Genomic DNA, 18,664 nt, shown 5'->3' with positions numbered 1-18,664 from the left:
CCTGACATTAGGACCGACAATGACCACGAGCCTCCTGATCGTCCAACTCCTGAACGGGCTCCAGTTCGGCATCCTGCTGTTCCTGGTCGCGGCCGGTCTGACGCTGGTCTTCGGCGTGATGGATTTCATCAACCTGGCCCATGGCGTCCAATACATGCTGGGCGCCTATCTCGCCGTGACCTTCGTCGGCCTGACCGGCTCCTTCATGTTGGGGCTCGTGCTCGCGCTAGCGGCCGCGCTGCTGCTTGGGCTTGCCTTCGAGTTCCTGGTCTTTCGGCATCTCTACGAACGCGACCATCTCGACCAGGTGCTGGCCACTTTCGGACTGATCCTGCTGCTCAACCAGGCGGTGAAGATGATCTGGGGCGCGGCGCCGCTCTCGGTGCCCGTGCCGGAATTCCTCTCCGGCAATGTCCAGCTGCTGGGCGGCGTGCTCTATCCGACCTATCGCTTTGCGCTGATCGGAGCGGGGCTGGGCGTGGGTGCCCTGCTCTGGTTCGTCGTCGAGAAGACGCGCACCGGCATGCTGCTCAGGGCCGGGGCCTCGAACGCGCCGATGGTCTCGGCGCTGGGCGTCGATATCCGCAAGCTGTTCATGGTCGTCTTCGCCTTCGGCACCATGCTCGCCGGCTTTGCCGGGGTGATGGCGGCGCCGATCCTCTCCGTCGAGCCCGGCATGGGTGATACGGTGTTGATCCTGGCCTTCGTCGTCATCGTCGTCGGCGGCATCGGTTCGATCCGCGGCGCCTTCGTCGGCGCGCTGATCGTCGGCCTCGTCGATACGCTCGGCCGCTCCTTCATGAACGACCTGCTCCGGTTGTTCATGGCGCCCGCCTCGGCGCGCGCGACGGGGGCGGCCCTCTCCTCGATGCTGATCTATCTGGTCATGGCGGCGGTGCTGTTCGTGCGGCCCGAGGGGCTGCTGCCGGCCAAGGGGCGCTCATGAGCGCGGTGACCACCTCTTCCCCGATTGCGCGGCCAGCCGCGCCCGCGATGCGGCGGCTCGCGCCGCTCGTCATCCTCGGCCTGCTGGCGCTGCTGCCCCTCGCGACCGCGCTCGGCCTGCCCTCGCACTGGCTGACATTGGTGACGCGGGCGATGATCTTCGCGATCGCGGCGCTCTCGCTCGATCTCATTCTGGGCGTTGGCGGCCTCGTCTCCTTTGGCCACGCCGCCTTCATCGGAATCGGCGCCTATGGCGCCGGCATCCTGATCACCGAAGGCCAGACCGAACTGTTGGTCGCGCTGCCGGCGATCCTGATCGTCTGCGCCGTCTTCGCAGCCGTGACCGGCTATGTCTCGCTGCGCACGCGCGGCGTCGCCTTCATCATGATCACGCTCGCCTTCGGCCAGATGGCCTTCTATTTCGCCCAGGCGCTCTCGGCCTATGGCGGCGACGACGGGCTGACGCTCTACGAGAAGAGCACGTTCCTGGGGCGGGAGATCTTCGCCAACCGCACCGGCTTCTACTACATCGCGCTCGGCACGCTGGCGGTCTGCTACTGGCTGGCACGGCGGCTCGTCGCCTCGCGTTTCGGCCGCGTGCTGCGGGCGGCGCGCGAGAACGCCGTGCGCGTGACGGTCACCGGCTACGATGTCGATCACGTCAGGCTCGGTGCCTATGTGATCAGCGGCATGATGGCGGGGATTTCAGGCTTCCTGCTCGCCAACCAGACCGATTTCGTCAGCCCGGCCTTCATGTCCTGGCAGCGCTCGGGCGAACTGATCTTCATGGTCGTGCTCGGCGGCGTCGGTTCGCTCTATGGCGCGATCGTCGGCGCGATCGCCCTCCTGGCCGTGGAGGATGTGCTCTCCGGGCTGACGCAGAACTGGAAGGCGATCTTCGGCCCGCTGATCGTGCTCTTCGTTCTGTTCACCCGCGGCGGCATCGCCGGCCTCATGGCCAAGCTTCGGGGGAGCCGCGATGGCTGAGCCGGCGCTTGCACTGAAAGGGCTCGCCAAATCCTTCGGCGCGCTCAAGGTGACCAACGGGGTCGACCTCACCATCGCGCCCGGCGAGCTCCACGCGCTGATCGGCCCCAACGGTGCCGGCAAGACGACGCTCGTCCACCAGATCTCCGGGATGCTGAGGCCGGATTCCGGCGCCATCCTGTTCAGCGGCACGGACGTGACGCATATGCCGCCGCAGAAGCGGGCGAGGGCGGGGCTCGCCCGCACCTTCCAGATCACCTCGACCATCGCTTCGCTCTCGGCGCTGGAAAATGTCGCGCTCGGCGTGCAGGCGCGGAGCGCTCATCCGCTCTCGATGTTCCGCGACGCGGCGCGCGACGAAGCGCTCAATGCCTCTGCCTGGGAAGCGCTGGAAGCGGTCGGTCTCGCCGGCCGCGCCCATGCCCCGGCCGGCAGCCTCTCCCATGGCGAGAAGCGCGCGCTCGAGATCGCGATGGCGCTGACCCTGCAGCCGAAGCTGATCCTGCTCGACGAGCCGCTCGCCGGCGTCGGCCACGAGGAGGGTGAACGGCTGATCGCGCTGCTGAAGAGCCTCAAGGGTCGCTTCGCCATGCTGCTGGTCGAGCACGATATGAGCGCCGTCTTCGCGTTGGCCGATCGCGTCACGGTGTTGGTCTATGGTGGGGTGATCGCCTCGGGCGAGCCGGCGGCGGTCAGGGCCGATCCGGCCGTGCGGCAGGCCTATCTCGGCGAGGAGGGCTAGCGATGCTCAGCGTCGAGGGCCTCGATGCCGGCTATGGCGAGGCGCAGATCCTGTTCGGTGTCGATCTGTCCGTCGGCGAGGGCGAGGTGGTGACGCTGCTCGGCCGCAACGGCATGGGCAAGACCACGACGGTCCGCGCCATCATGGGGCTGCTGCCGGCACGGGCCGGGCGCATCACCTTCGGCGGCCGTGACCTGACCGGCGCCCAGCCCTTCCGCATGGCGCAGGCTGGCATCGGCCTCGTGCCGGAAGGCCGGCAGATCTTCCCGACGCTCTCGGTCGAGGAGAACCTGATCGCCACGGCCGCGGACCGCTCCGGCAAGAAGCGCTGGGATCTGGAGCGGATCTACGCCTTCTTTCCGCGCCTCAGGGAAAGGCGGGAGAACCGCGGCAACCAGCTTTCCGGCGGCGAGCAGCAGATGCTGGCGATCGGCCGGGCGCTGATGACCAATCCCAGGCTGATCATCCTCGACGAGGCGACGGAGGGGCTCGCGCCTCTGATCCGCGAGGAGATCTGGAACTGCCTGACGGCGCTGAAGGCGGAAGGGGAATCGATCCTCGTCATTGACAAGAACGTCGATGCGTTGGTCAGGATCGCCGACCGCCATATCGTGTTGGAAAAGGGGCGCGTGGTCTGGCGCGGCAGCAGCGCGGAGCTGCGCAGCGACAGCGCCGTGAAGGATCGCTTCCTGCATTTTTGAGGGCAGACGACAATCGAGGTTCCGTTCCTTGGATATCCAACCCGCGCCGTCATCCCGGCCAAGCGGCGAAAACCGCGTCGAGCCGGGATCCATCGAAGGGCGCAGGCGCTCGACGATGGATCCCGGATCTCCGCTTCGCTGCGTCCGGGATGACGGTGTGTTCTAAGATCAGCCGATCGCAAACAGAAAGGAAGCGCACCTATGAAACCGCTGACCGCCGGCGTGACGCGCGCCAATGAGGGCCTCGACGGAATCTCCTGGAGCATCCTCGGCCAGACTTATGTGCCGAAGACGCTGACGGAGGAGAGCTTCTCCTGGCACGCGACGCTTCCGCCCGGCACCTTCGTGCCACTGCATATCCACACCACGCAGGACGAGTTCATCTACATGCTGGAAGGCCGGCTCGATCTCGTCCTTGACGGGCAGGAGAGCTTCGCCACGGCCGGCGACCTGATCCGCCTGCCGCGCAACATTCCGCATGGCCTGTTCAACAAGAGCGACGCGACGGTGAAGTGCCTGTTCTGGGTTTCGCCGACGGCGCGGCTCTACGACCTGTTCTGGGGCATCCATTCCATGGCCGAGCAGAAGCCGGCCGATGTCGTCGCGCTCTCGGCCAAGCACGAGGTCGACTTCCTGCCGCCCCCGCCCGAGGGCGTGTGATTGCAGCCTTGAGGCTTTGCGCGGAACCGCATCGTCATCCCGGGCTTGACCCGGGATCCATGCCGGAGTGCTTCCAGGAAAGGTCCGGGCATGGATCCCGGCTCTGCGCTTCGCTCCGGCCGGGATGACCCGCGTTGGTGAAAACGCGGCAGGTATTAATTCTTCCGCGCCGCAAGCTGCTCGGCCGAAAAGCCTGCTTTGCCGGCATAGGATCTCACGATCTGCTCGCGCTTGGCATAGCCGAGCACGCGCTCGACATCGTCGAAGCCGTTCGGTGCCAGCGCCTCCACGGCATCAATGACCCGTTCAGGCCCCCCGACGCGGTTCATCGCCACGACCTCCGCCGTCGCCGGCAGGCGTTGCGCCTCATAGGCGGCCAGTGCCTGGCGTGGATGCTCGGCCTTGACCAGCCAATCGGCGAGGCAGCGCGCATCGAGGATTGCCTGCGAGGCGCCGTTGGAGCCGACCGGATACATCGGGTGCGCCGCGTCGCCGAGCAGCGTGACGCGGCCATGCGTCCAGCGCGGCAGCGGATCGCGGTCGCACATCGGATATTCCCAGAAGGTCGAGGTTGCGCGGATCAGCCCCAGGATATCCATGCCGGGCACGCTGAAGCGGCGCGCGAAGGGAAGCACGTCCTCGAGGCGTCCCGGCTTGGACCAGGCTTCCTTCGGCGGCGGCCGCTCCGGATCGCCGTTGCGAATGTTGACGACCCAGTTGGTCAGCCGCGTCTTTGCCGTCGTGCCCTTGCCGATCGGATAGAGCACCAGCTTGCCGGCCATGCCGCCGGCGATGATCATGCTCTCGCCGTCGAGGAAGATCGGCCAGTCGCAGGCACCGCGCCACATCTGGACGCCCTGCCAGCGCGGCGGCCCCTGGTTCGGGAAATAGAAGGCACGGACGGCCGAGTGGATGCCGTCGGCGCCGATCAGGATATCGCCGCGCACCGTCTCTCCGGCCTCGCCGAAGCGCGCATCGCTGAAATGCGCGGTGACGCCGCCTTCGTCCTGCAGGAAGCCGAGCAGCCGACGGCCGGTGCGGATCGCATCCTCGCCTAAGCGCTCCGCAACGGCGTCACGGATGACACGCTGCAGCCGGCCACGGTGGATCGAGAACTGCGGCACCGGCGCGCCGGCGTGCAGGCCGCGCGGCTCGCGCCAGACTGCCTGCCCGAAGCGATTCATGTAGATGAGTTCGCGCGTGCGGATGCCGGCCTCGTCCAGCACCGGCAGCAGGCCGAGATCGGCGAGCTCGCGAATGGCGTGAGGCAGCGTGTTGATGCCGACGCCGACCTCGCGGATCTCGCCCGCCTGTTCGTAGACCGTCGCCGCGATCCCGCGCGCATGAAGCATCAGCGCCAACGTCAATCCGCCGATGCCGCCACCAACGATGATAACCCGCATGCGCCCGTTCCCCTGGGTCTAATATTTTAAGTTTGAAATATATGGGTTTGCATTGTCAATCGTCGACGGTCGCGCCGCCTCGCCGCCGACTCCGAGCATGCGTAAGGCAATCCGATGAGCGCCTTTCCATCGGGGTACTGTAGGGTCATCTGGGAAAGCGCGGTGATTTGTTCGTCTTGGCAATCACCTGTGGGGAGCAGTCTTCAAGCGCTGTACCCTTCGGGTCGCGCTTTGCCCTATGGAGCGCTTCCAAACGTGACCCGATCTCCGAAAGGGATCGGGCCCTTTCGATGGTTACGCTGCTTCGGGTGCCGCTACTCGCCCCGTGACCGCGAGATATCGGTCGCTGGAATGCATCACTGCCACGACGATCTGGGTGCCGTCCTCGCATATCACGCGCAGCCTGTAGCAAAGCGCGGCCGGATCGACGTCCGAAGTGTCGCAGAACAGGTATCCAGCCCGGGTATCGTCGTAGTCGCTGCCAAACTGGTAGGAGAGCGGGAGCCGCCGCCCGTCCCGCAGAAGGAGCGTACCTTTCCCGGAATACATTGCCTCGTCCCCGCCTTAGCGGCGCCCGCAGGCGCCGCAGCGGTCGTTCCCAAACGTCGGCATCGAGACAGCGAGCCCGATAGTACGCGCCTGTCTCGGGGCGAAAGCAAATCAACTTTGGCGATTTCGCCCCGCAGGCTTTCGCTGAGCCGGCCAGCGCAGAAGATGATCTTTTCAGGGCTTTTGCGGGGGTAAGGAACTCCCGGTCCTGCTCTGGCGGGCCAGGCCTTTTCCTGAATCGAACCGTCGCGGTTTCGGCCTCGAAGACAGATCAACTCGGAGGCGGTCGAACGAAGCGCAATTTTCTCGAACGGATCGGCGGAAGGCTGCCTGGCCATCAGAATTTCGTCTGGAGCGCCAGCGTCACCAAAGGGAACTTGCGCTACCTCATCCGCGTTATTTAAGTGCGCGGCGTATAAGCCTAGCACCGCGCCACCTGAAGGGAGCCGGCCTTCCTATCCCGGCCCCCTTCTTTTGTATCGATTTTCCCAGGAACGCATCCCCAGGGTTATCGCTGCCGGAATGTTTCGGGCGGTGGCGCCGAGAAAGCATCTGCCCGGATCGAGCCCCAAGTCATCGACCCGGCCTCGCTACCATCGATGCAGCGTGCTTGTTCCGAATGGATTTGGGGGAAGGGCCGATAGAGGCATGGCCAAGGCTGGCCCCGCCCGAGCGCGCGCGAATGACGGCCGCGCTGTCGCGACGAGTCAATCGTTACCAAGGCAGAGGATTTTGAGAGCTTCGGGCATCATTCTTGCCCGGTGGTGTCGGAGACGCCCTCTTCTGGCTGTTCAGAGGCCTTCCGCCCAACGCCGCGCATCATCGCGATCGAATCTTCGTAGACCTTGATCGCATCGGAGAGCGCTTTCAGCTCTCGCTCCTGTTCGCTTCCCGATGCGGCACCGCTCAATGCCTGGACGCGCTTTGTCGCGGCCACGCATTCGTCAGGGTTGCGGATGATCAGCTTCTTCATGGCGACTCAACTTTCGGAGGTTGGGTTCGTTCCCTTTCTCGCCGAGTCGACGCTCGCCGGCAGCGCCTTCAGCCGAACCCCCCGATCGAGATACCGGCCTCAGACGGTGGTTCAGCCGAGGGCCACCGGATCCCGCGCGATCTTGTCGAGCGAGGGGACGAGCGAGAGCAGTTCCCGCGTATAGGGATGGGTGGGCGCGGCGAAGAGCTCTTCGGTCGGTGCCTGCTCGACGATCTCGCCGCTCTTCATGACGGCGATGCGGTCGCACATCTGCCGGACCACGGCGAGATCGTGGCTGATGAACAGGATGGACAGCCCGGCGAGATCGCGCAGATCCTTGAGCAGGTTGAGGATCTGGGCCTGCACGGAGACGTCGAGCGAAGAGGTCGGTTCGTCGCAGACGAGGAAGCGCGGCCGAGGCGCGAGCGCACGCGCGATGGCGATGCGCTGGCGCTGGCCGCCCGAGAAGGCGTGCGGGAAGCGCGCGCCGGCGGCCCTGTCGAGACCGACCGCCTCGAGCAGCAGCGCCGCATCCTCCACCGCCTCGGCCTTCGTGGCGGCGAGATGGTAGAAGGCGACCGGCTCGGCGATGGCGGTCGTGACGCGCAGGCGTGGATTGAGCGCCGAATAGGGGTCCTGGAACACCATCTGCAGCGCCCTGCGCGCCGCGCCGCGCCGCTTGGCGCCGATCGGCTGCCCGCCGAGCGTGACCGAGCCGGAGGTCGACCGCGCGAGGCCGGCGATGGTATTGGCGACCGTCGTCTTGCCGCAGCCGGATTCGCCGACAAGACCGAAGATCTCGCCGGGCTGCACATTGAAGGAGACGCCCTTCACCGCCCTGAACACGCGCGAGTTCGTGCCGGGCAGCCAGCCGCGAGCGCCGTATTCGACGACGAGATCGTCGACAGACAGCGCCCCCGCCTGGGCCTCGTTGCCGGCGCCCATGCGGGCGCGCACCTGCTCTCGCGCTGCGGCGGCGCCTGCGCTCTCCTGCGCCGGCACCGGCAGGCGCGGCAGCTTGACGTCGATGCGCGGAACGGCCCCGATCAGAGCCCGGGCATAGGGGTGCTGCGGCGCGCCGAGCACCTGCGCCACCGGCCCGCTCTCCACCACCTTGCCCTTCAGCATGATGGTGACCCGGTCGGCCACCTCCGCGACGACGCCCATATTATGGGTGACCAGCAGGATGCCGACGCCACGCTCGTCGGCGAGCCCGCGGATCAGCTTGAGGATCTGCGCCTGCACCGAAACGTCGAGTGCGGTGGTCGGCTCGTCGGCGACGATCAGCTTGGGATCGCAGCACAGCGCCGCGGCGATGACCACGCGCTGGCGCTGCCCACCGGAAAGCTGATGCGGATAGGATTTCAGCCTCCGTTCCGGCTCGGGGATGCCGACGGCGCGCAGCAGCGCCAGCGAGCGCTTGCGTGCCTCCGCGCGGCCGATGCCGAGATGATGCCGCATCGTCTCACCGAGCTGGCTCTCCACCGTGAAGAGCGGGTTCAGCGAGGTCATCGGGTCCTGAAAGATCGCGCCGACGTCACGGCCCTGCACGATGCCCTCGGTGCGTCCGGTGCGGATGTCGACCGGCTTGCCGCCGATCTCGATCCGGCCTTTCGCGACTCGCCCGGGTGCCTGCAGCAGCCCCATCAGCGCATTGCCGATCGTGGTCTTGCCCGCTCCGGACTCCCCGACCAGCGCATGGATTTCGCCAGGTGCGACCGAGAGATTCACGCCGCTGACGGCAGTGATGACCGAGCCGTCCGCGAGCGGGTAGTCGACGGTGAGATCGGTGATGGCGAGCGCGGCGGGCTGCATCAGCGCCCCTTCAGTTTCGGGTTGAAGCGGTCGCGCAGCCAGTCGCCGACGATGTTGACCGCCAGCACCAGCACCACCAGCGTCACGGCCGGGAAGACCGCGATCCACCAGATGCCCGAGAAAACGAATTCATTGCCAATGCGGATCAGCGTGCCGAGCGAGGGATAGGTCGGCGGCATGCCGACGCCGAGGAAGGATAGCGTCGCCTCGGTCAGCACGGCGGCGGCGAGGTTGATCGTTGCGATCACCATCACCGGGCTCATCACGTTCGGCAGGATGTGGCGCATGATGATACGCCGCGGCGGCAGGCCGATGACGCGTGCGGCGCGGACATAGTCCTTCGAGGCCTCGACCATGGTGGCGGCGCGCACGGTGCGCGCATATTGCACCCATTCATGAATGGCGATGGCACCGATCAGGATCAGCGGCGCCCATTGCGCGGTTCCCGCTTCCGGAAAGATCGTGCGGGCGATGCCGCTGACCAGCAGCGCGAGCAGAATGGTCGGCAGGCTGAGGATGACGTCGCCGACGCGCATGATCAGGATGTCGACCCAGCCGCCGAAATAGCCGGCGAGCAGGCCGAGCACCACGCCGAGGCTCGCCGCCACCAGCACCGCGCCGCCGCCGATCGCGATCGAGACGCGCATGCCGTAGAGGATCGCCGAGAACAGGTCGCGGCCCTGGTTGTCGGTGCCGAGCCAGTGCTGCGCAACGCCCTCGGCCATGAAGGCCGGCGGCAGCTCCGCATTCATCAGGTCGAAGCTCGCGACATTGGTCGGGTCCGTTGGAGCGAGCCAAGGCGCCAGCAGCGCGACCGCGAGCATCACCACGACGATGGCGAGCCCGATCATCACAGAGATCGGCATCTGCAGCCGCCGCCAGCGAGCGGCCGGCGGGGAGGGAGCGACGAGGCTCATGCGCGGCGCGTCCTCAGGCGCGGATCGATCAAGGTATAGGTGAGGTCGACCACCATGTTGATGACGACGAAGAGAAAGCCGACGAAGAGCAGATAGGCCGCCATCACCGGCACATCGGCGAAGCTGACGGCCTGGATGAAGAGCAGGCCCATGCCCGGCCACTGGAACACCGTCTCGGTGACGATGGCGAAGGCGATCAGCGAGCCGATCTGCAGGCCCGTCACCGTCACCACCGGCATCAGCGCATTGCGCAGCGCCAGGCGGAAATTGATGTAGCGGGGAGGCAGTCCTCGCGCCCGGGCGAAGCGGATGTAGTCGGAAGAGAGCACGTCGATCATCTCGGCCCGCACCAGCCGCATGATCAGCGTCAGCTGATAGAGCGCCAGCGTCACCGAAGGCAGGAGCAGCGAGAGCAGGCCGGAGCGCGTCAGGAAGCCGGTCGACCAGCCGCCGATCTGCACGACGTCGCCGCGCCCGAAGGAGGGCAGCCAGCGCAGCGTCACCGCGAAGATCAGGATCAGGCCGATTCCGGTGACGAAGGTCGGCATCGAGATCCCGACCAGCGAGAGTGTCTGGATCGCTCGCGCCAGTGCGCCGTCCGGTTTGAGCGCGCAATAGACGCCGAGAGGAATGCCGACCGAGAGTGACAGGATCGTCGCCACGATCACCAGCTCGAGCGTCGCCGGCAGCCGCTCGGCGAGAAGATCGACCACCGGGCGCTGATTGCGGAAGGAGATGCCGAGATCGCCCTTGAGCGTGCGGCCGAGAAAGTCGCCGTACTGGACCAGCACCGGCCGGTCGAGCCCAAGCGAGGCGCGCAACTGCGCCTTCTCGGCCGGGCTCGCATCCTCACGCGACATCATCGCGACCGGATCGCCGACATAGCGGAACATCACGAAGGCGATGGCCGTCACCGCGAGCATGACGAGGACGGCCTGTCCGAGGCGCGAGCCGATGGAGGCGATCACGGCGCTACCTCGCTCAGTTGACTTTGGCGAACCAGGGGCGGACGTACTCGTCCGGGAACTGCGGCACGTCGACATTCGTCTTCATCGCCCAGGCCAGCGGCTGCCGGTGCAGCGGGATGAAGAGCGCCTGATCCTTGGCGATCCTGAAGGCTTCGCCCATCATGGCGCGGCGCTTGGTTTCGTCGAGCTCGACGGCGGCCTTGCGGGCCAGATCGTCCAGCGCCGGAACGACCATGCCCCCGGCATTGGAGCCGCCATAGCCGTCCTTGCGCGAAGCGAAGATGCCCGAGAGCACGCTGAAGCCGTCCATCTGCGGCAGCGTCGCCCAGCCCAGCATCCAGACATCGAGCTCGCCGCGATCCTGACGCGGGAAATAGGTCGCCTTGCTCTCGGTCTTCACCTCGACCTGGAGACCGGCCTTGGTCCACATCCCGGCGATGGCGAGGCAGAGCTGCTCGTCGGCGATATAGCGGTCATTGGTGCAGGACAGGCCGGTCTTGAAGCCGTTCGGATAGCCGGCCTCGGTCAGGAGCTTCTTCGACAGCGCCAGGTCGAAGGCCAGCGGCTTGTCGATATCCGCCACATAGCCCGGCACCGGCGGCGCCACCATCGTGCCGGTGTTGCGCGACTTGCCGCGCATGATCCGCTTCTGGATGGCGTCGAGATCGACGGCGTGCCAAAGCGCCTGGCGCACCTTGACGTCGAGCAGCGGGTTCTTCTTGCCGGGTTCGGCGAAGAGTTCAGGCCGCCAGTTGAAGCCGAGGAAGATCAGCCGGAGCGACGGGTCCTCGACGACCTTGAAGCCCTGCGTCCCGGTGACCCGCGGCACGTCCTGGAGCGGCAGCGAGGAGATCATGTCGATCTCGCCGGAAAGCAGCGCGGCGACGCGGGTGGCATCCGACTTGATCGGCCGGAACTCGATGCGCTTGAGATTGTGCTCGGGCTTGTCCCACCAGCCGTCATTGACCGTCATCACGGTCTTCGAATCCGGCGCGTAGCTTTCGAGCTTGAACGGGCCGGTGCCGTTGGCGTGGGTCGAGGCGAAAGTGGTGACGCCGGTCGAGGTGTTGCCCGGCTTCAGAGCATGGTTCTTCTCGAGCCAGCCCTTGCTCATCACGAAGATGCCGGTGAGGTCGTTGAGCAGCAGCGGATAAGGCCCGCTCAGCACGAGGTCGACGGTCATGTCGTCGACCTTCTCGGCCTTCACCACCGTCGCGAGATTGCCCTTGTTGCGGGAATCCGGGTCGATCGTGCGCATCACCGTCGTGACGACGTCGTCGGCGGTGAAGCGCTCGCCATCGTGGAACTTGACGCCGGGACGCAATTTGAAGCGCCAGCGCGTCGGCTCGACGACCTCCCAGGATGTCGCCAGTCCCGGCTCGATCTCAAGCTTGCGGTTACGGCGCACCAGCGTGTCGTAGACCATGAGCTGGATGTTCTGCGTGAAGCTGTCGAGCTGGGCGTTCGGGTCGAAGGAGACCACGTCCCCGGGGGCGGACCAGCGCAGCGTCTGCGCACCGGCGGATTGCACCATCAGGACCGCAAGGGCGCCAGCGAGCGCCATCAGACCGCGTTTCATTATTGTCCCCTCACTTTGCGTGAATGTCTTATGCATACCGAAACTCGGCAAGATTGTATACGATAATTTGTTCAATGAGTCATCTCACCGCCAAAATACGAGGCGTGCGCCTTAATCGGCATAGGCGTAGCAAAAAAACAGGGCGCAGAACCTTGGCGCGAAGCCAGTAAGATCGCATACTGATAAGCAATTTTTTGTATGCGATTTAGATGCGGACAAAGAAGGCAGAAATCGATGCCCGGCTGGTTGACGATCGAGAACGGAATCGTGCTCCCGATGGTGCGACGGGGGATGATCGCAAACGGCCATGTCCTGATTAAGGACGATCGCATCATCGCGGTCGGGGCCGGCCCGGCGCCGGAGCGGGAGGGGCTGGTCCGCCTGGATGCGCGCGGTGGCCTGATCCTGCCCGGCCTCGTCGACGCCCATGCCCATGCCGGCCACGGCCTGACCAAGGGATTGGGGTCGGCGGCGGGCGAGTGGATGGACATCGCCGGCCGAATCTACGCCCGGGCGACCGACGCCGCCTTCTGGCATGCCGAGGCGCGGCTTTCGGCGCTGGAGCGGCTGATGTGCGGTACGACGACGGCCGCGCTGCTGATGGGCGGTGGCCCCGATATCATGCGCACGGAGACGCCGGAGGCGGCCGAGGCACATCTCGACGGCGTGCGCTCGATCGGCGTCGCCGAGGTTCTGGCCGTCGGCCCCAACCGGCCCGACGGGCCGGCGCAGTACCTTGCGTGGAACGGCTCCAAGTGCCGCGAGATTCCGGTCTCGCCGCGCGAGCAGCTTGCTGTCGCCCGCAGGCTGATCGAGACCCGTGGGGGAGATGCCGGCGGGACTCTGCGGCTTGCCGTCTCGCTGCCGGTGTTTTCCGCCGCGGACCTCACTGTCGTGGGCGAGGAAGCGCCGGCTGCGCTCAGCCGCGCTGCGCATCGGCTGGCGGAGGAGACGGGCGCGCTGCTGGTGCAGGACGGTCATCGCGATGGCACGTTGGCGGCGGCCGCCGCGACCGTGGGGCTCGGCCCCCGCCACGCGGTCTTCGCCCATGCGATCGACCTGACCGAGGCCGATCGCGCGGCGCTGCGGTCCTCGGGGGCGGCGATCGCCCATAATCCGAGCGCGCTCATGTCGGTGTTCGGCCGCTGTCCCGCGCCGGAACTGGCGGCGGAAGGCGTCACCGTCGGGCTCGGTTCGGATGCGCCGGCGCCGGACCGGCCCTTCGACCTATTCCGCGCCATGTTCCACGCTCACCGCTATCATGCGACGCATTTCCGTGACGATGCGCTGCTGCCGCCCTGGCAGGTGCTGGAAATGGCGACGATCGAGGGCGCGCGGGCGCTGGGTCTCGCGGACGAGATCGGCTCGCTCGAACCGGGCAAGCGCGCCGACGTCATCGTCGTCGACTGGGCGAAACCGCATCTATGGCCGCCTGTCGAGCCGGTCCAGCGGCTGACGCGCTTCGCCAATGGCGCCGATGTCGCCAGCGTCGTCGTCGCTGGCCGGGTGCTGATGCGGGACAGGAAAGTGCTCAGCGCCGACCCCGCCTCGGTGCTGCGCGAGGCGTCCAGTGCCTACGCGACCATGATCGCGCGCGCCGGCCTCGCCGACCGGTTCCCTCTCCTCAGCGAAGGCCTGCTGCAATGACCTCCCTCCTCCTGAAGAATGTGCGTCCGATGGGCGGCAGCGCCGCCGACATCCTGATTCTGGACGGGCGCTTCGCCGCCGCCGGCCAGCCGGTCCCGGACGGCATCGAGACGGTCGATGGCGGTGGCAGATTGATGCTGCCGGGCCTGGTCGAGGCTCACACCCATCTCGACAAGAACCTGATCGGCATGCCCTGGTGGCGCAACGAGAATGGCCCGCGTCGCAGCGACCGCATCGAGACGGATCGGCGCGAAAAGAAGCGCCTCGGCATCGATCCCGCCCGCCAATCGGCGCGCCAGCTGGTGCAGACGCTGGCGCTCGGCGTCACCGCGATCCGCAGCCATGTCGATGTCGACACCGAGATCGGCACTGCCAGCATCGCCGGCGTGCTGGCGACTCGCGAGACTTATCGCGACGTGGTCGACATCCAGATCGTCGCCTTCCCGCAAAGCGGCATGCTGATCCGTGAGGGCACGGTCGCGCTCATGGAGGAAGCGCTGCGGATGGGAGCCGACATCGTCGGTGGTCTCGACCCGGCCGAGATCGACCGCGATCCGGTCAGGCATCTCGACGCGATCTTCGGCATGGCCGAGCGCTTCGGCAAGCCGATCGACATCCACCTGCATGAGCTCGGCGAGCTCGGGGCCTTCTCCATGGAGCTGATCATCGAGCGTACCCGCGCGCTCGGCCTGCAAGGGCGCGTGCTGATCAGCCACGCCTACTGCCTCGGCATGATCGAGCCGGCCCGGCACGATGCGCTCGTCGCCGGTCTCGCCGAGGCCGGCATCGCGGTGATGACGGCGGGCCCCGCCGGCTTCCCGGCGCCGCGGATCAAGCGGCTGCATGAGGCTGGCGTGCTCGTCTGTGGCGGCTGCGACGGGCCGCGCGGCACCTGGAGCCCCTATGGCCGTGGCGACATGCTGGAGCGCGCCGCGCTGATCGGTCAGCGCAACGGCTTCTCCCGCGATGAGGATCTGGAATTCGCGCTCGAGGTCTGCACCACGCTCGGCGCGAAGGCGCTCGCCTTGCCGGATTACGGTCTGGCTCCCGGCTGCAAGGCCGATCTCGTGCTGGTCGATGCCGAGACGGTGGCCGAGGCCGTCGCGGATCTGCCGTTGCGCAGGCTCGTGGTCAAAGGCGGCAGGATCGTCGCCCGCGATGGCACCCCCGTTGGCGTCTCGGCGCCGTAAGCGCTGCAGGCTGAGGAAAGCAGCTCACCACCGGGCCCCAGCAGATGGGCCAACCTCTGCCGCGTGAAGCCCTCGCGGCCTACGGCGTGCGCCACATCGACATGCCGGCGACATCGCAGGCCATCTGGCGGACCATTCATTCGCGGGCCTGCTCAGGGCGCCGGCCGCCTCAGGCCAGGCGCTTCAGAGCGCCGCGCAGGGTTTCGACCATCTCGTCGATCTGCGCCCCCTCGACGATCAACGGCGGCGAGAGTGCGATGATGTCGCCGGTGACGCGGATCAGGAGCCCCTTCTCGAAGCAGTCGACGAACGCCTCGTAGGCCCTGGCGCCCACCGCGCCGTCGCGCGAGGCGAGCTCGATGCCGGCGACCAGCCCCATGTTGCGGATGTCGATCACGTGCGGGGCATCCCGCAACGAATGCACGGCCTCCTGCCAGGCGGAGGCCAGCGTCGCCGCCCGGGTCAGCAACCCTTCCGCTGCGTAGATGTCGAGCGTGGCGAGACCGGCGGCGCAGGCGACCGGATGGCCCGAATAGGTGTAGCCGTGGAACAGCTCGATCGCGGCCTCCGGCCCGGTCATCAGCCCATCATGCACTTTTCGGCTGGCGAAGACTGCGCCCATCGGCACCGCGCCGTTGGTCAGCCCCTTCGCGGTGGTCATGATGTCCGGAACCACGCCGAAATAGTCGGCGGCGAAAGGCGCTCCCAGCCGGCCAAAGCCGGTGATGACCTCATCGAAGATCAGCAGGATGCCATGGCGCGTCGCGATCTCGCGCAGCCGCTGCAGATAGCCCTTGGGCGGCAGCAGCACGCCGGTCGATCCCGCCATCGGCTCGACGATCACGGCTGCGATGGTCTCGGCGCCGTGCAGGGCGACCAGCCTCTCCAGATCGTCGGCCAGCTCGGCCCCGTGTTCGGGCTGCCCCTTGGTGAAGGCGTTGCGCGCGAGGTCATGGGTATGGCGAAGATGATCACTGCCCGGCAGCTGCGGGAAGACGCGTCGGTTGTTCACCAGGCCGCCCACCGAGATGCCACCGAAACCGACGCCGTGGTAACCGCGCTCGCGGCCGATCAGCCGCGTCCGCGTCCCCTGCCCAATGGCCCGCTGATAGGCCACCGCGATCTTGAGCGCGGTGTCGACGGATTCCGACCCGGAGCCGGTGAAGAAGACGCGGTCCAGCCGATCGGCCCCCTCGCCCGGTGCGAGCGCCGCGAGCCGCTCGGCAAAGTCGAAGACGATGGGGTGGCCCATCTGGAAGGCGGGAGCGAAGTCGAGCTCGGTAATCTGCCGTGAGACCGCCTCGCTGATCTGGCGGCGGCTGTGGCCGGCGTTGACGCACCAGAGCCCGGCCGTGCCGTCGAGCACCTTGCGGCCGTCCTCGGTGGCGTAGTGCATTCCGCTCGCACTGGCGAGAAGGCGTGGCGCCTTCTTAAACTGCCGGTTGGCGGTGAACGGCATCCAGAAGCCGTCGAGCGATCGGGTGTTCTGCAGCGTGGACGGCTTGGTGTTGACGGTCATGACGGCCTCCCTTTGTCGTCCATCAGTGCGCATGTTTTCTCTGGGTGAACAAGTCTGTTTCAATTTTCATGCAAGGTACTGTAAAATAATGCCTCGATTGAATTATGTTCATGATATCGAACAGCAGGAACGGCCTGGATGAACATCGATGTCGGAGCGCGCCTCAGATATGTCCGGATGCAGCGCGGCCTGTCCCAGCGCGCGCTCGCGAAGCAGGCCGGCGTGACCAACTCGTCGATCTCGCTGATCGAGGCGAACGAGGTGAACCCGTCGGTCGGTGTGCTGAAGCGCATCCTCGACGGCATCCCGATCAGCCTGTCGGAATTCTTTTCCTTCGAACCGGAAAAGCCGCGCCAGGTGTTCTATCAGGCGGAGGAATTGGTGGAGATCGGCAAGGGCGGCATCTCGTTCCGCCAGATCGGCGAGAACCTGTTCGGCCGTGCCCTGCAGATCCTGAAGGAACGCTACGAGCCGGGGGCCGATACCGGCCGCGTGCTGCTGACGCACGAGGGCGAGGAAGGAGGCATCGTGCTCAGCGGCAGGATCGAGCTCACTGTCGGCGAAGAGCGCCGCATCCTCGGGCCGGGAGACGCCTATTACTTCGAAAGCACCCGCCCTCACCGCTTTCGCTGCGTCGGCCCGGTTCCCTGCGAGATCGTAAGCGCCTGCTCGCCGCCCTCCTTCTAGAGCCGGATCTGATCTGCCCCGGAGCCATCGCATTCCGACGGCCGCCGGAGCGCCATGTCATGCCTGCTCCTGCATTGAGCTTGTGAAACATCTGTAGAGTGGAAGTGGCACAGCGTCAGTTCGGTTCTGCGGTGCCACCTCCAAGCCAAGTTGCTTTACGCGATCGACCGGACCAGCTCGCCGTGTCGGGTCACAATCTTGCCGCGCTTGACGACCGTGCGGTCGGCGGGGCGCGCCACGACGGCCTCGACCACGGTCTCGCCGGGCAGGATCACGAGGTCGGCATGGCAGCCGACGGACAGGCCGTAATCGGCAAGGCCCATCGTCTTCGCGCCGGCATGGGTGCAGACGTCGAGGGCCAACTCCATTTCCTCGTCGCGGCGGAAGTTGTTGCGCAGGCCGACGAGCATGGCCCGCTCCAGCATGTCGCCCATGCCATAGGGATTCCAGCTGTCGCGCACGCCGTCGGAGCCGCCGCTGATCACGACGCCGGCCTTGACACAGGCCATGACCGACGGCGCCGGCGAGGCGGCCGGGGCGGTCGTGACGAGCGCGATGCGCTCCTTCGCCAGCTCCTCGATCAGCCGGCGAACATGATCGGCGTCGGGCATGCCCAGGCAGAAGGCGTGGCTGATCGCGACCTTGCCCTGCATGCCGAGCGCGCGCACACGCTCAAGGATGAGGTCCATCGAGAAGGCGCCCATCTCGCCGCGCTCATGCAGGTGGATGTCGATCGGGCGGCCGTATTTCTGCGCCAGGCCGAAGATCGCATCGAGATGGCCCTTCGGGTCGCGGTCGACCGCGCAGGGATCGAGGCCGCCGACGACCTCGGCGCCGAGCGCCATCGCCCGATCGACCAGTTCGAGCGTGCCCGGCCGGATCAACAGGCCCGATTGCGCGAAGGCGACGATCTCGACGTCGATCACGTCCTTGAGCCGCTCGCGCATGGCCATGACGCCCTCGATCCCGGCGAGGCCGGTTTCGGTGTCGATATCGACATGGCTGCGGATATGGGTGGTGCCCATCTTGACCATCTGGGCAACGAGCCGGCCGGACTGGCGGTTGGCGTCGATGCCGAGCTCGCGGCGGTTGCGCCGCTCGGTCTCGATCTTCTCGATCAGGCTCGGGCCCGCCGTGTGCCGCTGCCAGCCCATGCCCCAGAAGCTCTTGTCGAGATGGGTATGGGCCTCGACGAGGCCGGGGATCATCAGCCGGCAGCCGGCGTCGAAGACGGTGTCGCCCTCAGTGGCGCCAGTGCCGATCGCGACGATGCGCCCGTCGCGGATCAGCATGTCCGTGGTGGCGCCGCCGGCGGGACGGACGTTCCGGATCAAGAGGGATTCAGACACGGGCATCTCCTTCTTCCAGACCGGCGAATGCCG

Annotated in this window: 17 protein-coding genes; 8 read left to right on the top strand and 9 right to left on the bottom strand. The window is 66.8% G+C overall.

The window, feature by feature from the left end:
* Nucleotides 1–19 precede the first annotated feature (19 nt).
* The 5 genes from FQV39_RS18090 (at nt 20) to FQV39_RS18070 (ending at nt 4,035) form a co-directional block, all read left to right on the top strand.
* Complete coding sequence (locus FQV39_RS18090; protein WP_149131553.1) at nt 20–946, top strand: branched-chain amino acid ABC transporter permease; 927 nt, start codon at nt 20–22, stop codon at nt 944–946.
* Nucleotides 943–1,932 carry a branched-chain amino acid ABC transporter permease gene (locus tag FQV39_RS18085; RefSeq protein ID WP_149131552.1) on the top strand — a complete coding sequence of 330 codons (990 nt, stop codon included), beginning with the start codon at nt 943–945 and terminating at the stop codon, nt 1,930–1,932. Before FQV39_RS18090 ends, FQV39_RS18085 begins: the two co-directional genes overlap by 4 nt.
* The gene (locus tag FQV39_RS18080; protein ID WP_149131551.1) at nt 1,925–2,674 is read left to right on the top strand and encodes an ABC transporter ATP-binding protein; all 750 of its coding nucleotides are present in this window, start codon (nt 1,925–1,927) and stop codon (nt 2,672–2,674) included. The genes FQV39_RS18085 and FQV39_RS18080 overlap by 8 nt, the downstream gene beginning before the upstream one ends.
* A 2-nt stretch (nt 2,675–2,676) precedes the next feature.
* Nucleotides 2,677–3,375, top strand: a complete 699-nt coding sequence (locus tag FQV39_RS18075; RefSeq protein ID WP_149131550.1) for an ABC transporter ATP-binding protein — start codon at nt 2,677–2,679, stop codon at nt 3,373–3,375.
* Between the two features lie 201 nt (nt 3,376–3,576).
* On the top strand, nt 3,577–4,035 hold the full coding sequence (locus tag FQV39_RS18070; protein WP_149131549.1) for a cupin domain-containing protein: 459 nt from the start codon (nt 3,577–3,579) through the stop codon (nt 4,033–4,035).
* 155 nt (nt 4,036–4,190) lie between these two features.
* Here FQV39_RS18070 and FQV39_RS18065 read toward each other — a convergent pair whose 3' ends face one another.
* The 7 genes from FQV39_RS18065 to FQV39_RS18035 form a co-directional block, all read right to left on the bottom strand.
* Nucleotides 4,191–5,438, bottom strand: a complete 1,248-nt coding sequence (locus tag FQV39_RS18065; RefSeq protein WP_149131548.1) for a flavin-dependent oxidoreductase — start codon at nt 5,436–5,438, stop codon at nt 4,191–4,193.
* A 294-nt stretch (nt 5,439–5,732) separates the two neighbouring features.
* On the bottom strand, nt 5,733–5,987 hold the full coding sequence (locus tag FQV39_RS18060) for a hypothetical protein (protein WP_149131547.1): 255 nt from the start codon (nt 5,985–5,987) through the stop codon (nt 5,733–5,735).
* Between the two features lie 748 nt (nt 5,988–6,735).
* Nucleotides 6,736–6,960 (bottom strand): hypothetical protein, encoded by a 225-nt coding sequence (locus tag FQV39_RS18055; RefSeq protein ID WP_149131546.1) that lies wholly within the window; start codon nt 6,958–6,960, stop codon nt 6,736–6,738.
* A 111-nt stretch (nt 6,961–7,071) separates the two neighbouring features.
* Entirely contained in the window at nt 7,072–8,775 is a 1,704-nt protein-coding gene (locus FQV39_RS18050) for a dipeptide ABC transporter ATP-binding protein (protein ID WP_149131545.1), read from the bottom strand.
* On the bottom strand, nt 8,775–9,692 hold the full coding sequence (locus FQV39_RS18045; protein ID WP_149131544.1) for an ABC transporter permease: 918 nt from the start codon (nt 9,690–9,692) through the stop codon (nt 8,775–8,777). The genes FQV39_RS18050 and FQV39_RS18045 overlap by 1 nt, the downstream gene beginning before the upstream one ends.
* Nucleotides 9,689–10,660 (bottom strand): ABC transporter permease, encoded by a 972-nt coding sequence (locus tag FQV39_RS18040; protein ID WP_187639976.1) that lies wholly within the window; start codon nt 10,658–10,660, stop codon nt 9,689–9,691. The genes FQV39_RS18045 and FQV39_RS18040 overlap by 4 nt, the downstream gene beginning before the upstream one ends.
* A gap of 13 nt (nt 10,661–10,673) precedes the next feature.
* Nucleotides 10,674–12,239 (bottom strand): ABC transporter substrate-binding protein, encoded by a 1,566-nt coding sequence (locus FQV39_RS18035; RefSeq protein WP_149131542.1) that lies wholly within the window; start codon nt 12,237–12,239, stop codon nt 10,674–10,676.
* Nucleotides 12,240–12,473: 234 nt separating this feature from the next.
* Between FQV39_RS18035 and FQV39_RS18030 the strand changes: the two genes are divergently transcribed.
* A complete protein-coding gene (locus FQV39_RS18030) occupies nt 12,474–13,886 on the top strand; it encodes an amidohydrolase family protein (protein ID WP_149131541.1) in 1,413 nt (470 codons plus the stop codon).
* The gene (locus tag FQV39_RS18025) at nt 13,883–15,076 is read left to right on the top strand and encodes an amidohydrolase family protein (RefSeq protein WP_149131540.1); all 1,194 of its coding nucleotides are present in this window, start codon (nt 13,883–13,885) and stop codon (nt 15,074–15,076) included. Before FQV39_RS18030 ends, FQV39_RS18025 begins: the two co-directional genes overlap by 4 nt.
* Before the next feature lie 169 nt (nt 15,077–15,245).
* Here FQV39_RS18025 and aptA read toward each other — a convergent pair whose 3' ends face one another.
* A complete protein-coding gene (gene aptA, locus FQV39_RS18020; RefSeq protein ID WP_149131539.1) occupies nt 15,246–16,595 on the bottom strand; it encodes an omega-aminotransferase AptA in 1,350 nt (449 codons plus the stop codon).
* Nucleotides 16,596–16,733: 138 nt separating this feature from the next.
* Here aptA and FQV39_RS18015 point away from each other — a divergent pair, with 138 nt between their 5' ends.
* Nucleotides 16,734–17,282, top strand: a complete 549-nt coding sequence (locus tag FQV39_RS18015) for a cupin domain-containing protein (protein ID WP_149131538.1) — start codon at nt 16,734–16,736, stop codon at nt 17,280–17,282.
* Nucleotides 17,283–17,437: 155 nt separating this feature from the next.
* Here FQV39_RS18015 and FQV39_RS18010 read toward each other — a convergent pair whose 3' ends face one another.
* Entirely contained in the window at nt 17,438–18,637 is a 1,200-nt protein-coding gene (locus tag FQV39_RS18010; protein WP_149131537.1) for an amidohydrolase family protein, read from the bottom strand.
* Nucleotides 18,638–18,664 lie beyond the last annotated feature (27 nt).

Origin of the sequence: Bosea sp. F3-2, assembly GCF_008253865.1 — a bacterium.
In the GTDB taxonomy this organism is placed as follows: domain Bacteria; phylum Pseudomonadota; class Alphaproteobacteria; order Rhizobiales; family Beijerinckiaceae; genus Allobosea.
This window is presented reverse-complemented; position numbering and strand designations above follow the sequence as displayed.

Bases quoted from the DNA above. Each gene is read 5' to 3' on its own strand.
- FQV39_RS18045 (WP_149131544.1), bottom strand. From the start codon at position 9,692: ATGAGCCTCGTCGCTCCCTCCCCGCCGGCCGCTCGCTGGCGGCGGCTG.
- FQV39_RS18030 (WP_149131541.1), top strand. From the start codon at position 12,474: ATGCCCGGCTGGTTGACGATCGAGAACGGAATCGTGCTCCCGATGGTG.
- FQV39_RS18010 (WP_149131537.1), bottom strand. From the start codon at position 18,637: ATGCCCGTGTCTGAATCCCTCTTGATCCGGAACGTCCGTCCCGCCGGC.
- FQV39_RS18080 (WP_149131551.1), top strand. From the start codon at position 1,925: ATGGCTGAGCCGGCGCTTGCACTGAAAGGGCTCGCCAAATCCTTCGGC.
- FQV39_RS18060 (WP_149131547.1), bottom strand. From the start codon at position 5,987: ATGTATTCCGGGAAAGGTACGCTCCTTCTGCGGGACGGGCGGCGGCTC.
- FQV39_RS18015 (WP_149131538.1), top strand. From the start codon at position 16,734: ATGAACATCGATGTCGGAGCGCGCCTCAGATATGTCCGGATGCAGCGC.
- aptA (WP_149131539.1), bottom strand. From the start codon at position 16,595: ATGACCGTCAACACCAAGCCGTCCACGCTGCAGAACACCCGATCGCTC.
- FQV39_RS18090 (WP_149131553.1), top strand. From the start codon at position 20: ATGACCACGAGCCTCCTGATCGTCCAACTCCTGAACGGGCTCCAGTTC.
- FQV39_RS18055 (WP_149131546.1), bottom strand. From the start codon at position 6,960: ATGAAGAAGCTGATCATCCGCAACCCTGACGAATGCGTGGCCGCGACA.
- FQV39_RS18070 (WP_149131549.1), top strand. From the start codon at position 3,577: ATGAAACCGCTGACCGCCGGCGTGACGCGCGCCAATGAGGGCCTCGAC.
- FQV39_RS18065 (WP_149131548.1), bottom strand. From the start codon at position 5,438: ATGCGGGTTATCATCGTTGGTGGCGGCATCGGCGGATTGACGTTGGCG.
- FQV39_RS18025 (WP_149131540.1), top strand. From the start codon at position 13,883: ATGACCTCCCTCCTCCTGAAGAATGTGCGTCCGATGGGCGGCAGCGCC.
- FQV39_RS18035 (WP_149131542.1), bottom strand. From the start codon at position 12,239: ATGAAACGCGGTCTGATGGCGCTCGCTGGCGCCCTTGCGGTCCTGATG.
- FQV39_RS18085 (WP_149131552.1), top strand. From the start codon at position 943: ATGAGCGCGGTGACCACCTCTTCCCCGATTGCGCGGCCAGCCGCGCCC.
- FQV39_RS18075 (WP_149131550.1), top strand. From the start codon at position 2,677: ATGCTCAGCGTCGAGGGCCTCGATGCCGGCTATGGCGAGGCGCAGATC.
- FQV39_RS18050 (WP_149131545.1), bottom strand. From the start codon at position 8,775: ATGCAGCCCGCCGCGCTCGCCATCACCGATCTCACCGTCGACTACCCG.